Origin of the sequence: Corynebacterium comes (genome assembly GCF_009734405.1) — a bacterium.
Classification (GTDB): Bacteria; Actinomycetota; Actinomycetes; order Mycobacteriales; family Mycobacteriaceae; genus Corynebacterium; species Corynebacterium comes.
In genome coordinates, this window is sequence record NZ_CP046453.1 from 2,709,702 (window position 1) to 2,723,713 (window position 14,012).

15 protein-coding genes are annotated in these 14,012 nt (G+C 68.4%); 11 read left to right on the forward strand and 4 right to left on the reverse strand.

From position 1 onward, the window contains the following. The first annotated feature begins 28 nt into the window (after window positions 1–28). The 6 genes from paaD to CETAM_RS12880 are packed head-to-tail and all read left to right on the forward strand — an operon-like array spanning window position 29 to window position 5,339. On the forward strand, window positions 29–556 hold the full coding sequence (gene paaD, locus CETAM_RS12855; protein WP_156229210.1) for a 1,2-phenylacetyl-CoA epoxidase subunit PaaD: 528 nt from the start codon (window positions 29–31) through the stop codon (window positions 554–556). Then, on the forward strand, window positions 556–1,716 hold the full coding sequence (paaE, locus tag CETAM_RS12860) for a 1,2-phenylacetyl-CoA epoxidase subunit PaaE (RefSeq protein WP_156229211.1): 1,161 nt from the start codon (window positions 556–558) through the stop codon (window positions 1,714–1,716). The genes paaD and paaE overlap by 1 nt, the downstream gene beginning before the upstream one ends. Before the next feature lie 11 nt (window positions 1,717–1,727). Further along, complete coding sequence (locus CETAM_RS12865) at window positions 1,728–2,498, forward strand: enoyl-CoA hydratase/isomerase family protein (RefSeq protein WP_156229212.1); 771 nt, start codon at window positions 1,728–1,730, stop codon at window positions 2,496–2,498. A gap of 31 nt (window positions 2,499–2,529) precedes the next feature. After that, entirely contained in the window at window positions 2,530–3,729 is a 1,200-nt protein-coding gene (locus CETAM_RS12870) for an acetyl-CoA C-acyltransferase (protein WP_156229213.1), read from the forward strand. 4 nt (window positions 3,730–3,733) lie between these two features. Continuing rightward, on the forward strand, window positions 3,734–4,492 hold the full coding sequence (locus CETAM_RS12875) for an enoyl-CoA hydratase/isomerase family protein (protein WP_156229214.1): 759 nt from the start codon (window positions 3,734–3,736) through the stop codon (window positions 4,490–4,492). A gap of 10 nt (window positions 4,493–4,502) precedes the next feature. Beyond that, window positions 4,503–5,339, forward strand: a complete 837-nt coding sequence (locus CETAM_RS12880) for a 3-hydroxyacyl-CoA dehydrogenase family protein (protein WP_156229215.1) — start codon at window positions 4,503–4,505, stop codon at window positions 5,337–5,339. On the opposite strand, the gene CETAM_RS12885 is transcribed toward CETAM_RS12880, so the two are convergent. Continuing rightward, on the reverse strand, window positions 5,336–5,686 hold the full coding sequence (locus tag CETAM_RS12885; RefSeq protein WP_156229523.1) for a PaaI family thioesterase: 351 nt from the start codon (window positions 5,684–5,686) through the stop codon (window positions 5,336–5,338). The genes CETAM_RS12880 and CETAM_RS12885 overlap by 4 nt on opposite strands. A gap of 144 nt (window positions 5,687–5,830) precedes the next feature. On the opposite strand from CETAM_RS12885, the gene paaZ reads away from it, so the two are divergent. Further along, complete coding sequence (gene paaZ / locus CETAM_RS12890) at window positions 5,831–7,915, forward strand: phenylacetic acid degradation bifunctional protein PaaZ (protein ID WP_156229216.1); 2,085 nt, start codon at window positions 5,831–5,833, stop codon at window positions 7,913–7,915. 52 nt (window positions 7,916–7,967) lie between these two features. Here the strand turns inward: paaZ and CETAM_RS12895 are convergent, their stop codons facing one another. Further along, complete coding sequence (locus CETAM_RS12895) at window positions 7,968–8,930, reverse strand: winged helix DNA-binding domain-containing protein (RefSeq protein ID WP_231587514.1); 963 nt, start codon at window positions 8,928–8,930, stop codon at window positions 7,968–7,970. A gap of 92 nt (window positions 8,931–9,022) precedes the next feature. On the opposite strand from CETAM_RS12895, the gene CETAM_RS12900 reads away from it, so the two are divergent. Further along, complete coding sequence (locus CETAM_RS12900; protein WP_156229217.1) at window positions 9,023–9,796, forward strand: SDR family NAD(P)-dependent oxidoreductase; 774 nt, start codon at window positions 9,023–9,025, stop codon at window positions 9,794–9,796. On the opposite strand, the gene CETAM_RS12905 is transcribed toward CETAM_RS12900, so the two are convergent. Beyond that, entirely contained in the window at window positions 9,793–10,431 is a 639-nt protein-coding gene (locus tag CETAM_RS12905) for an ABC transporter ATP-binding protein (protein WP_156229218.1), read from the reverse strand. The two genes, CETAM_RS12900 and CETAM_RS12905, sit on opposite strands and share 4 nt — an antisense overlap. Then, a complete protein-coding gene (locus CETAM_RS12910; protein WP_156229219.1) occupies window positions 10,431–11,480 on the reverse strand; it encodes an ABC transporter permease in 1,050 nt (349 codons plus the stop codon). The genes CETAM_RS12905 and CETAM_RS12910 overlap by 1 nt, the downstream gene beginning before the upstream one ends. Before the next feature lie 202 nt (window positions 11,481–11,682). Here CETAM_RS12910 and CETAM_RS12915 point away from each other — a divergent pair, with 202 nt between their 5' ends. Genes CETAM_RS12915 through CETAM_RS12925 form a run of 3 tightly spaced genes read left to right on the forward strand, consistent with a single transcriptional unit; the run spans window position 11,683 to window position 14,008 of the window. Then, the gene (locus CETAM_RS12915) at window positions 11,683–12,189 is read left to right on the forward strand and encodes a hypothetical protein (RefSeq protein WP_156229220.1); all 507 of its coding nucleotides are present in this window, start codon (window positions 11,683–11,685) and stop codon (window positions 12,187–12,189) included. Window positions 12,190–12,200: 11 nt separating this feature from the next. Next, on the forward strand, window positions 12,201–13,403 hold the full coding sequence (locus tag CETAM_RS12920; protein ID WP_231587515.1) for a sensor histidine kinase: 1,203 nt from the start codon (window positions 12,201–12,203) through the stop codon (window positions 13,401–13,403). Continuing rightward, window positions 13,400–14,008, forward strand: coding sequence for a response regulator transcription factor (locus tag CETAM_RS12925; RefSeq protein ID WP_156229221.1), 609 nt, complete (start codon window positions 13,400–13,402; stop codon window positions 14,006–14,008). Before CETAM_RS12920 ends, CETAM_RS12925 begins: the two co-directional genes overlap by 4 nt. Window positions 14,009–14,012 lie beyond the last annotated feature (4 nt).

A 14,012-nucleotide genomic window follows, 5' to 3' on the forward strand; every position in this document is an offset into this window, starting at 1 on the left:
TTGACCGTTCATCCGAAGGAGGTCTGACGTGACAACCCATCCCCTGCGTCCCATCAACCCGGCTGACGCCCTGGTCTGGGACACCGCCGCCAGCGTCCCCGACCCGGAGATCCCCGTGGTCTCCATCGCCGACCTGGGAATTCTCCGCGACGCCGCCATCATCGACGGCACCGCAGTGGTGACGATCACCCCCACCTACTCCGGATGCCCGGCCATGGACTACATCACCCGTGAGGTCAAGGAGGCCCTGGAGGCGGCGGGCTACGACTCCGCCCGCGTCGACCTGGTCCTCCAGCCCGCCTGGACCACCGACTGGATCACCGACCTCGGCCGCGAGCAGCTCCGCGAGTACGGCATCGCCCCGCCGACCCACTCCTCCCGGCCCACCCGGCAGGGACCGATCCCGTTGACTCTCGCCCCTCCGTCCCCGGTTCCGTGCCCGCGTTGCGGCTCGACCCGGACCCGTAATATCGCCCAATTCGGCTCGACCTCATGCAAGGCGCTGTACTCCTGCGAGGACTGCCTCGAGCCCTTCGACTACTTCAAGGTGCACTGATGACTGCTCCCACCAAACAAAAGGCCAAGTTCAACCCGCTGCAGGTTTCCGAGGTCCGTCGTCTGACCGACAACGCCGTCGAAGTCAGCTTCGAGGTTCCGGAGGAACTGCGCGAGGACTACGACTACGTCCCCGGTCAGTACGTCGCCCTGCGCGCCGACATCGAGGGCCAGGAGGTGCGTCGCTCCTACTCCATCTGCGACATCCCGCGCCCCGGAGTCATCCGTGTCGCCATCAAACGCGACCTCGGCGGCATCTTCTCCACCTGGGCCAACGACACCCTGCAGCCCGGCACCGTCATCGACGTGATGAACCCCCAGGGGGCGTTCACCTCCCGCGTGCACGTCACCTCCCTCAACGACGCGAAGGCGCTCGTCGCGGAGGGGTTCGGCGACGTCGGCGACGCCCCGCACCTCGTGGCCATCGCTGCCGGTTCCGGCATCACCCCGATCATGTCCATCGCCCAGGCGCTGCTCTCCTCCCTGCCGAAGGCCAGCTTCGAGGTCGTCTACGCCAACAAGGGTGGCGGTGACGTGATGTTCGCCGAGGAGCTCGGCGACCTCAAGGACAAGTACCCCACCCGCTTCGCGGTCCATCACGTGCTCTCCCGCGAGCAGCGCGTCAACCCGCTGTTCTCCGGCCGCATCGACGACGAGAAGCTCTCCCTCCTGCTGGACAAGGTCGTCCAGACCGGGGACACCGACGAGTGGTTCCTGTGCGGACCCTTCGAGCTGGTCCAGCTGGTGCGCGACGAGCTCTCCGAGCGGGGTGTCGAAGGCGACAAGGTCCGCTTCGAGCTCTTCTCCACCGGCAAGCCCTCCGACGGCCCGCAGCAGGGCAACACCGGTCGCGCCGTCGTGGCCGATCCGAACGGCAGGAACGTCACCATCTCGTTCAAGCTCGACGGCCTCTCCGGCTCCATCGAGTCCCCGCAGTCCGCGAACGAGACGATCCTCAACGCCGCACTGCGCGCACGTCCGGACGTCCCCTTCGCCTGCGCCGGTGGCGTCTGCGGCACCTGCCGCGCGAAGGTCGTCGAGGGTGACTACAAGATGGACGAGAACTACGCGCTGGAGGCCGACGAGGTGGCCAGGGGCTACGTCCTGACCTGCCAGACCCGACCCACCGGTGAATCCATCACCGTCGACTACGACGCATAAAGGAAACCGGCATGATCGATCTCCACATCGAGGACAACGTCGCCGAGGTTGTGCTCAACAACCCCAAGGCGATGAACTCGCTGACCGAATCTGACCTGCAGGAACTCTCCGACGCCTACACCGAGGCCGCCGACCGGGACGTCCGTGCCCTCCTCCTGCGTGGTGAGGGCCGTGGATTCTCTGCCGGCCGCAACATCAAGGGCCTCAACCCGGCCGACGATGACGCCACCGACTACCTGGCCAACAAGGTCACCCCGGTGCTCAGGCAGATGAGCAGCTTCCCCGCCCCCACCTTCGCAGCCGTCCACGGTGTGTGCCTGGGAGTGGGCCTGGGTCTGGTCATCGCCACCGACATCGTCTACGTCGCAGAGGACGCGAAGTTCGGTTCCCCCTTCGCCAACCTGGGGGCGACCCTCGACTCCGGTGGCCACTCGCTGTTCGTCGAGCGTCTGGGCGCGCACCGGGCGATGGACCTCATCGTCACCGGTGACCTGATCAGCGGCTCGGAGGCCGTGCAGGCCGGGCTCTTCTCCCGGGTGCTGCCCGCCGGGGAACTGCTCGAGTTCACCAGGGAGAAGGCCCGGCGCGCCGCCCTCGGTGCCACCCGCGCCTTCCTCACCAGCCGTACCCTGGTCCACGACGTCCGGGACAGCCGACACGGCCTCTGGGAGTCAGTCAAGAACGAGAACATCGCCCAGGGAGAGCTGTGCTCGAGCGCCGACTACGCCGAAGGTTTCGCCGCCTTCAACGAGAAGCGCACCCCCGTCTTCCAGGGCAGTTAACCCACACACCCCACAGATTAAGGAGCAGCCAGTGACCACTGCGTACCTGGTGTCCGGCCGCCGCACCCCGGTCGGCCGTTACGGCGGCGCGCTGTCGTCCGTCCGTCCGGACGACCTCGCCGCACTGACCATCAAGGCGGTCATCGAGGACGCCGGCATCGACCCGGAGGCCGTCGACGAGGTGATCCTCGGCAACGCCAACGGCGCTGGTGAGGAGAACCGCAATGTCGCCCGCATGGCCTGGCTGCTGGCGGGTTACCCCGATACCGTCCCCGGCGTCACCGTCAACCGGCTGTGTGCCTCCGGCATGTCGGCGATCGCCCTGGCCACCGCGATGGTCGAGTCCGGCCAGGCCGACATCGTCGTCGCCGGTGGCGTGGAGTCCATGTCCCGGGCACCGTGGGTCATGGCGAAGCCGACATCGGCCTTCGCCAAGCCGGGTGAGGTCGTGGACACGTCGATCGGCTGGCGTTTCACCAACCCGGTGTTCGCCGCTCAGGAGAAGACGACGTACTCCATGCCGGAGACCGCGGAAGAGGTCGCGCGGGTGTGCGACGTCTCGCGTGCCGACGCCGACGCCTTCGCCGCAGAGTCCCAGCGCCGCGCCGCCGCCGCCATTGCGGCCGGACACTTCGAGTCCGAGATCGTTCCCGTGGAGATCACCGACCGGAAGGGCAACGTGACCGTCGTCGACACCGACGAGGGCCCGCGCCCGGGCACCACCACGGAGGTGCTGGCGAAGCTTCGCCCGGTCGTCGCCGGGGGCACAGTCGTCACCGCCGGCAACTCCTCCACCCTCAACGACGGGGCCTCGGCGATCATCGTGGCCTCCGAGGCGGCCGTCGAGAAGTACGGGCTGAAGCCCCGCGCCCGGGTGATCGCCAACGCCAACGCCGGCCTCGCACCCGAGATCATGGGTCTGGGTCCGGTCCCCGCGACGCGCAAGGTCCTGGAGCGGGCGGGCTGGAACATCGGCAGCGTCGACGCCGTCGAACTCAACGAGGCATTCGCCACCCAGTCCCTGGCCTGCATCCGGGAACTCCAGCTCGACCAGAACAAGGTCAACGCGTGGGGCGGGGCGATCGCGCTCGGCCACCCGCTGGGCTCGTCCGGGTCGCGTATCACCATCACACTGCTCAACCGACTGGAGCAGGAGGGCGGGCAGCGCGGCGTCGCGACGCTGTGCATCGGCGTCGGCCAGGGTTCCGCCATCGCGATCGAGAGGGTCTAGAACCATGTTCGATGATTTCCAGGCACTGACCGTCACCGAAACCGAGGACCGCCTCCTGGTGGAGATCACCCGGCCTGAGGTGCGCAATGCCATCGATGATCAGATGGTCGAGGAGCTGCACGCCGTGTGCGCGTACCTCGAGCGTGAGCCGAAGATCCTGATCATCACCGGTTGCCAGATCAACGGCAAGGGGATCTTCGTCTCCGGCGCGGACATCGCCCAGCTGCGTGAGCGGCGCCGGGAGGACGCGCTGCGCGGCATCAACAACACCATCTTCCACCGCATCTCCCAGCTTCCCCTTCCCGTCATCGTGGCCGTCGACGGCTACGCCCTCGGGGGCGGGCTGGAGCTCGCGCTGGCCGCTGATTTCCGCGTCGCCACCCCGAACGCGAAGTTCGGGCAGCCGGAGGCCAACCTCGGCATCATCGCGGCGGCCGGCGGCCTGTGGCGCATCAAGGCGCTGGTGGGCGAGGCGATCGCCAAGGAGATCCTCCTCGCCGGTCGCATCCTCAACGGCGAGGAGGCCCACGCGGTGCACCTGGTCACCGAGCTGGCCTCCCCCGCCGGGCTTCTCGACGCCGCCCACGCCCTCGCCGACCGCATCGCCGCCCTCGATCCCCTGGCGGTGCGCATCAGCAAGCAGGTCATGGCGATGCCGACGGCGGCCCACCCGGCCGTCGACAACATCGCCCAGGCCATCCTCTTCGAGTCGGACGCCAAGTTCGACCGCATGCAGGCATTCCTCGACCGCAAGAAGAAATAAGGAACCCCACATGAACGTCCCCCAGAAAGTCGGTGTCCTCGGCGGTGGCCGGATGGGAGCCGGAATCGCCCATTCCTTCCTCGCCGCGGGCGCGGAGGTGACTGTCGTCGACATCAATGACGCGGCCATCGCGGCCGCCCACGAACGCATCGCCAACGACGTCGAAGGCTCCATCAAACGCGGTGCAGAGGGCACCGTCGAGGAATGGCTGGGGCGTCTGACCGTCACCACCGACGCGTCCGCTTTCGCGGGGCTGCCGCTGGTGGTGGAGGCTGTGCCGGAGTCCATGGACCTCAAGGTCGCCTCCTTCCGGAAGATCGAGGAGAACGCCCCTGACGCGATCATCGCCACGAACACCTCCTCCCTCTCGGTGTCCGACCTCGCCGTCACCGTGGGCAACGACGTCATCGGCCTGCACTTCTTCAACCCGGTGCCGGCGTCGAAGCTGGTGGAGATCGTCATCGCGGACTCCACCCCGGTCGAGCTCGTGGAGCAGGCCAAGGGCTGGGTCGAAGGCCTGGGCAAGACCCCGATCGTGGTGAAGGACGCCCCCGGCTTCGCCTCCTCCCGCCTCGGCGTGGTCATCGCGCTGGAGGCGATCCGCATGGTCGAGGAGGGCGTCGCCAGCCCGCAGGACATCGACAACGCCATGGTGCTGGGCTACAAGTTCCCGGTCGGCCCGCTGGCACTCACGGACATTGTGGGCCTGGACGTCCGCCTGGGCATCGCCGAATACCTCGAGTCCACCCTGGGCGAGCGCTTCGCTCCCCCGCAGCTGATGCGCGACATGGTCGAGCGTGGCGAGCTGGGCCGTAAGTCCGGCCGGGGCTTCTACTCCTACAGCTAACGCTTCTCGACGATCGCGTTGGTGATCCTCGCCGTGCACAGGCGCCTGCCGTCCCCGTCGGTGATGATCACCTCGTGGCTGGTCAGCGTCCGGCCCAGCCGGATGGCGGTGGCCGTGGCGGTGACCAGCCCGGATCGTCCCGAAGCGTGGTGGGTCGCGTTGATGTCCACGCCGACGGCCACCTTGCCCATCGTCGAGGCGTGGATGACGGCGGCCCAGGAGCCCACCGCCTCGGCGATCGCGACCATGGCACCGCCGTGCAGGAGACCCAGCGACTGACGGTTTCCATCCACCGGCATGGTGGCCACCACCCGTTCGGGCGACTGCTCAAGCACCTCCACACCCATCTTCCGATCCAGTTCGCCGAGTTCAATGGTCCAGGTTTCCACGGTTTCTCCTCAGGGCAGGTGGCAGAAATTGTGATCTTGATTATACTGGCCAGAAATACTGACCGTCCGTTCGGTTACTAAATGTTCCAGGAAAGGCTCCCGATGTCCACCATCATCGACACCCTAGTCCCCAGCTACCTCTCCGGCGCCTGGGTCTCCCCCGAGAACCCCACCCGCGTCACAGAGGTCGCCGATTCCTCCACCGGCGAGATCGTGGCCACCGTCTCCACCGACGGCCTCGACCTGGCCGGCGCCATCGACTACGCCCGCGACACCGGCCAGCGCAATCTCCGGGAGTTGACCATCCACGAGCGTGCCCTCAAGCTCAAGGAGCTGGCCACATACCTGGGGGAGCACAAGGACGAGCTCTACGAGATCGCCTCCCGCGCCGGCGCAACCCGGCGAGACAACGGCATCGACATCGACGGCGGCATCACCACCCTGTTCGTCTACTCCTCCAAGGGCCGCCGCGAGCTGCCCAACGGTCACGTCATCATCGACGGCCCCACCGAGGTCCTCTCCCGCGACTCGAGCTTCCTGGGAACCCACATCTACACCACCCTTCCGGGTGTCGCCGTGCAGATCAACGCCTTCAACTTCCCCGTCTGGGGCATGCTGGAGAAGTTCGCCCCCTCCTTCATCGCAGGCATGCCCACCCTGGTCAAGCCGGCGACCCCCTCCGGTTACGTCACCGCCGCGTGCGTGCGACTCATGGTCGAGTCCGGCATCCTGCCCGAGGGTTCCATCCAGCTGATCTCCGGCTCCGCCCGTGACCTCCTCGACCACCTGGACCACCGCGACCACGTCGCCTTCACCGGCTCCGCCGGCACCGCCGCCACCCTGCGTTCCCACGAGAACGTGCTGGTCAACGGCGTGCGCTTCACGGCCGAAGCCGACTCCCTCAACGCGGCCATCCTCGGCGCGGACGTCACGGAGGACTCCCCCGAATTCGATGCCTACATCAAGGCCGTGTTCTCGGAGATGACCGCCAAGGCCGGCCAGAAGTGCACCGCCATCCGTCGCGCCATCGTCCCCGCACCGCTCATCGACGCCGTCGCCACCGCCCTCACTGAACGCCTCACCACCAAGGTCGTCCCGGGCGACCCCCGCGATCCGGCAGCCACCATGGGCCCCCTGGTCTCGGTGGAGCAGCGCGACGACGTGGCCGCAGCCGTCGAAAAGCTCATTGCCGCGGGCGGCAAGGTCATAACCGGCGGCGCCGACCAGCTCGACGGCGCATTCTTCGCCCCCACCGTCCTCACCTTCGAGAACGCGGATGCCGACGCCGTCCACGACGTCGAGGCCTTCGGTCCGGTCGTCTCCATCATCGGCTACTCCGACACCGAGGACGCCATCCGCCTGGCCGCTCGCGGCCGAGGATCCCTCGTCGCCTCCGTGATCACCCACGATCCGGAGCTCGCCGCCACCTACGCCCACTCTCTCGGCTCTTTCCACGGCCGCCTGCACTTCCTCGACCGGGATGACGCCAAGACCTCCACCGGCCACGGCTCCCCCCTCCCCCACCTCGTGCACGGTGGCCCCGGCCGCGCGGGCGGCGGCGAGGAACTCGGCGGCATCCGCGGCGTCAAGCACTACATGCAGCGCACCGCCATCCAGGGCACCCCGAACCACCTCACGGCCATCACCGGCGAATGGGTCCGCGGCGCGAAGGTCAACAAGGTCACGCGTGCAGACGTCGAGGCCGGCACCGCCGAGCACCCCTTCCGCAAGGACCTCGCGAGCCTGAAGATCGGCGACCAGTTCGCCTCCGACCTGCGCCACGTCTCCATCGAGGAGATCCTGGAGTTCGCCGAGAAGACCGGTGACACCTTCTACGCCCACGTCGACGAGGAAGCCGCCACCGCCAACCCCTTCTTCCCGCGCCGCGTCGCCCACGGCTACCTGCTGGTCTCCTGGGCCGCGGGACTGTTCGTCGAGCCCGCTCCGGGCCCCGTCCTGGCCAACTACGGCCTGGAGAACCTGCGCTTCATCACCCCGGTCACCTACGACGACTCCGTCCGCATCGAGCTGACCGCCAAGCGCATCACCCCGCGCGTCACCGACGCCTACGGCGAGGTCTGCTGGGACGCGCAGCTGTTCAACCAGAACGACGAGCTCGTCGCCTCCTACGACGTGCTCACCCTCGTGGAGAAGGTGAACACCACCTACGCCAACTGGGGCAGGTAGTTCCCCTCGGGCGAAGCGCCGGGAACCCGAAGGTTCCCGGCGCTTCGCCGATTCACGGCTCCGCCCGCCCCGTGACCACCCCGTCCGCCATGATGAACGGCCAACTCAGGCCGTTCCTGGTCAGCACCTGCGGGCGTATCTCCTCCGGCAGGATGAGCGACTTGTCGCCGTAGCCCAGCAGGATCTCGTCGAAAGCGGGGAGCTCACGGGTCGCCGCCAGTGCCGCGTCCAGCTCCCCCTTCCCCACGCCCTCCTGCCATTCCCCCATCCAGTACTGTTCGCCGTCGACAAGAAGCGGAACGACGTCGCGGGCCAGGGCGACCGCCTTCCTCACCTGCGCGACGGTCAGGCCCGACCACCACACCAGATCCTTGATCGAGGCCGGGCCGTGGGAGTGGAGGTAGCGGGTGCCGAGTTCAGCCAGCGCCTCATCACCCTCGAGATCACGCTGGGTCACCGGCAGCTTCGCCACGTGCACGAAAGTCTCCACCGCACCGAGCCTCGGCCCCTGCACCACCTCGCCCTCGCCGCCGAAGGCACGCAGCAGATGCGGACCGCGGCCGCCACCCGGATCGACGCCGGCGGCGGCGAACACCTCATAGGCCTGCGGACGAGGGAGAGGTTCAGGCAGGTCCCGGGACAGGAGCTCGGCATGGAAGGCCTCCCGCGCAGCCGTGACCTGCCCCTCCGTCAGCCCCAGCCCGGGCCTGCGCTGCGCCTGCGCACGGGCCACCCGCGGGTTGCACAGCCGCATGAGCCAGCGGGCGTCCTCCGCGGCGAGGAAGTGCAAGGTCCCGCGCTGCGGCCAGGCGCGCACGATCTCGTGGGCGTCGACGGCGGCGAGCACGGCGGCGTCGTCAAGCGGACCTCGCAACGCCAGAGCCCGGATGCCCGCCGCGTACGTCTGCCCCTGCAGGGCGAGCATCCACCGGGCCGCCTCCACGGCGCTGCGTTCGGGGGATGAGAGCCCCTGGGCGATGAGCCGGCGGGCGCGCAGTTCGGGCAGAGAGGTCATGGTCCCCATCATCGCTTCCCCGGGCGCACGCGCGCCAGGAAACCTAGACTGGCGGAGGAACTGCACCAACCCACAAGTTTGAGGAGTTCCACATGACCTTCCCTGTTCTCGAGGGCAAGACCGCCATCGTCACCGGTGCCGCCATGGGCATGGGCGAGGCCACCGCACGCCTCTTCGCGGAAGCCGGGGCCAACGTCGTCGTCGCCGACTTCAACGAGGAGAAGGGTCGGGCGGTCGCCGAATCCATCGCCGCCGACACCGGCGCGAAGGTCATCTTCGTCAACGTCGACGTCTCCGACTCCGCGCAGGTCCAGGCGATGGTCGCCCGGACCGTCGAGGAATTCGGCGAGCTCAACGTCGCCGTCAACAACGCCGCCCTGACCCCGGACAACGGTCTGGCCTCCGAGTTCGACGAGGACTACTGGGACCGCCTCATGTCCGTCGATCTCAAGGGCGCGGCACTCTGCCAGAAGTACGAGCTGCAGCAGATGATCAGCCAGGGCAAGGGCGGCTCCATCATCAACATCTCGTCGGTGTCCGGTTTCCGCCCCCAGCCGGGAAACATCGCCTACGTGGCCGCCAAGCACGGCGTGATCGGCATGACCAAGGTCGCCGCCATGGAGAACGGCGTACACAACATCCGCGTCAACTCCGTCGCCCCGGGGGCCATCGACACCCCGATGCTCCGCGGTGCGCTGGAGGAGTTCGGGCTGGACGAGGAGTCCTACGCACCGCAGCTCTCCCTGCTCAACCGCTTCGGTCAGCCGCGGGAGATCGCCGAGGCCACCCTGTGGCTCGCCTCCGACGCATCCTCCTATCTCACCGGCACGACCATCCACGCCGACGCCGGCTACGTCGGCCGTTAGGCGCTGAGGGATTCCAGGATCCGCCCGTCGCGCATCTCGACCACCCGGTCGAAAGCGGCGAGCAGTGAACGGTCGTGGGTGACCATGACCGTCGCGGCACCAGTCTCCCGGGTGATCCCGGCCAGCAGGTCGACGATCTCGCGCGCCAGTGCGGTATCCAGCGCCGACGTGGGCTCGTCCGCCAGCAGGACAGCGGGCGCGCCCATCAGCGCCCTCGCGATATTGACCCGCTGACGCTGACCACCGGACAGCTGCCCCATCCGGCGGTGGCCGAAGCCCGCCAACCCGACCCGTTCCAGCAGCTCATCGGCATGTCCGTTCCGCCCACGAAGGGCACGGCCCCGCAGCCCGCGGATGTGATCGGTGATCAACAGCTGATCGCGCACCGTCAACGAGCCGAGCAGGTTGGCCTGCTGGAAGATCAGGCCGACCTCGCCGTCGACACACACGCGACCCGAGGTCGGTGTGAGCAGCCCCGCCGCGACAGAGAGCAGCGAGGACTTCCCGGAACCGGATTCGCCGACGACGGCCGTCATCCCACACGCGGGCGCGGTGAAGGAGACGTCGTCGAGCGCCGTGACGGTCGATTCCCCGTCGGCGTAGGTGAGCATGACGTGATCGAGAGTGAGTGACATTATCCGTTTCCTCCGAGTGCGTTGAGTGGGTCGATCCGCGCGACCCGTCGAGTGGCCAGAAACGCGCCGAGGATACCCAACGCCCAGATACCGAGCGCCGGGTAGAGCACCGTCCCGACCGTGAGCAGGAAGGGCACGGCCTGTCCGGCCACCACCCCCAGGCCCCAGCCCGCCAGCGCCCCGAGGGAGACCCCTGCGGCGAGGATGAGCGCGGCCTGCCCGAGGGCATCGGTGACCAGGTAGCGGGCCGAGGCACCGAGCGCGCGCAGGATGGCCAGGTCACGGGTGCGCTGGATCGTCCATACGGTGAGGAAGGAGATCGTGACCAGCGCTGATATGACGTACAGGAAGCCCTGCATGGTGCGCAGCGAACCCTGCTCCGACCCGTACGCCGCCAGGCCCGCGAAAGAGCCGGAGACGGTTTCCACCAGCGTGCCCGTGCTTATCGACGCCGCCTCCCATCCCGCCCCGTCCAACTCGCCGTCGACGGCCAGCACCGTGCCCACGACGTCGTCCCCGACGTTGGCGACGGCCCGCCAGGTCTCCGTGTCGACCCACACGACCGGCGAGTGGGAGTGGTACTCGTCGGGTGCGGTGCCGGCGAGGGGGATCTCCCGGCCCCCGAGGTGGACGGTGTCGAGGGGGGCGTCGACAAGCGATTCCGACAACAACGCCCCACCTGCGGGAACGGTGCCCCCGCCGGGGAGGCCGGTGCCCGCGGGCAGGCCGACGACGGCGACCGCCGCCGCGGTGTCGGCCTCCAGGCGGGTCTGGAGGAAGCCGACCGGGGTGACGGCGGAGACCGCGTCGATGCGTTCCCAGGCGGCGACGTCGGCGGGGGTGACGGCAGAGCCCGCGAAGGAGGGCGCCTCCGAGGTGAAGACGTAGCGGTCGGGGTCGAGTGCGCGGAGTGCCGAGGTGTTCTGCGCGCCGAGCCCCCCGGTCAGACCGGTGAGCATCACGAGCAGCACGGTGATCAGGCCCACGACGGTGCCGATGAGCGCGAATCTGCCCCTGGCGTGGGCGATGTCCCGGATTCCGAGGAACATGGTGGGGGATTGACCTTTCTGGCCGATGAGTGGTTCTTTCTTCAGACAATTCTCTCTTTCTGCAGGTCACCGACGCATCGTTGAAGGCACTGAAACCTCCGTCAACCGATCGGTTGACAATCGTTATGTCATTTTCCCGCCGCCGCCTGTCCGGGACCGTAGATTCAGTGATGCACGTCACCGCCGATCCCGGGAGAACACCGTGTCCGTCCACCGCCCTCGACACCTGGTTGCACTGTTCACCGGCGGAGCCGCTCTCATCCTCAGCGCCTGCACGGACGGGAACGGGGAGGACGGGGTGACCACCACCGCTCCCCCACCAGAGACAGTTACGGTCACGGTGGCGCCCACGGCCCCGGCGACGGTCACGACCACGACCACCACAACTGCCGCAACCCCGCCGGCGGCCACGAGCACCCCGCCGCTGGCGGGCGGCTGCGGGTCCACGAACTTCCTGAGCGAATTCACCGAGCCCGTGGTGCTGTTCTGCGACGGGTCCTGGGCACGGGCCGGTCAGGCACAGACCGACCATGTGACGCTTTTCCGCTTCGGGGACGGCCAGTGGCGGGCTCATCCCGCCGACGGGCGCTCACCGGTCACGGAGTACCTCTGCTACGACGAGCAGACCCTGCGCGCCGCAGGGGCTCCCGAGGAGCTCGTCGGCCAGGTCTCACTCTGCGGGACCGCAGAGCAGGGGGACCCGCGCTAGCGTCTTAAGGTGTGAGCCCTCTCAGTAGCCCCCGCACCCTGGACCCGATGACACGCATCCTCGTCTCCCTCCGCACAGGACTGCACCTGACCTTCGCCTTCCTTCTGCTGCTGGGGCTGTTCCGATACACCGGGGCAGACCCGGCGCGACTGGCCGGCTCTCCCGTGCTGCCCCTGGCCATTGGCCTCGCGGGAACCTACGCCGTGGGCACTGTCTGGGCCCCGGCCAGATTCGCGCCGGGATGGCTGGCGGTGGTCACGGTGTTGTGGTGTGGCCTGGTGGCGGTCTCCGATCACTTCGTGTGGGTGCTTTTTCCGCTGGCACTTCTCGCGCTGCACCTCCTGCCGAGGTGGGCCGGGTTGGTGTCGGTGGTGGTGCTGTGGGCGATCGCGGCGTTCGTACCCCGCATCCTGCACCCGGAAGGCTGGACCACGGGCTCGGCACTGGGCCCCGCGATCGGCACAATCATGGCGGTGGCGATATTCGTGGTCTACCGCACGCTCCATTCCGAGGCCGCCAGGCACCGGGAGGTGGCTCAGCAGCTGCGCTCCACCCGGGCGGAGCTGGCGGTCACCGAGCATGAGGCCGGTCGGATGGAGGAGCGTGAACGACTCTCCCGGGAGATTCATGACACCGTCGCCCAGGGTCTGAGTTCGATCCTGCTTGTCTCCCGGGCCGCGCAGGCCAGCCTCGCACGTGCTGACACCGCCACCGCCGCCGAGCAGTTAGCCACCATCGAGGAGGTCGCGGCCGAGAACCTGGCGGAGGCCCGTCGCTTCGTCCGCGACCTGGCCTCACCCTCGCTGGGCGAGTCGGTTCCCGGGGCGCTGCGCAACGTGATCGAACGCGCCCGCGCGCGTCAGGAGGCGCTGGGTGATCCGGTGGAGATCTCCCTGCAACTGGTCGGCGACACCGGTCGCGGCGTGCCGGAACCGGTGGCCCGCGTGATCGTCCGCGCAGCGCAGGAGGCATTGACCAACGTGCTCAGGCACGCACACGCCGACATGGCGGTGGTCACGTTCGCGGTGTGGGAGGACAGTGTGACCCTCGATGTTTTCGACGACGGCGACAGCTTTGACGGAGAATACGGTTACGGGCTGCGTGGACTCGAGGCGCGCGTGGCCGCGGTGAACGGGAACCTGGACGTCCTCACCGGGGACGGCACCACCGTCGTCGTCTCCGTCCCCCTGACCTCAGCAAAGGACCTTCCATGATCCGAGTCATGCTTGTCGACGACCACCCCGTCGTCCGCGCCGGGCTGCGCGCCATCCTGGACAGCTTCGAGGACATCGAGGTCGTCGCCGAGGGAGCGGACGGCTCCGTCGCCGTCGGCGCCACCACCGCCGAGATCGACGTGGTCATCTGTGACATCCAGATGCCCGGCATGGACGGCATCACCGCCACCCGCCGTCTGCGTGCGGCCGGCGGGCCGCCCGTGCTCATCCTCACCACCTACGACACCCAGGCGGACATAGTCGCCGCCGTCGCCGCCGGCGCACTGGGTTATCTGCTCAAGGACGCCCCCAAGCACGCGCTTCACGACGCCGTCGTGGCCACCGCCGCCGGTCGCCGCACCCTCTCCCCGGAGGTCGCCGTCGCCCTGGCGGAACGCGTGAGCCGACCCTCCGAGGCGCTCTCGCCCCGGGAGATCGAGATCCTGCAGGCCCTGGAGACCGGCGCCGGCAACCGGGAGCTGGCCAAGCGGCTGTTCATCTCCGAGGCAACGGTGAAAACCCATCTGGTGCACATCTATCAGAAGCTGGGCGTGGAGAACCGCACCGCAGCCATCACAGCGGCCCGGGAGCGGCGCCTGATCTGACGTG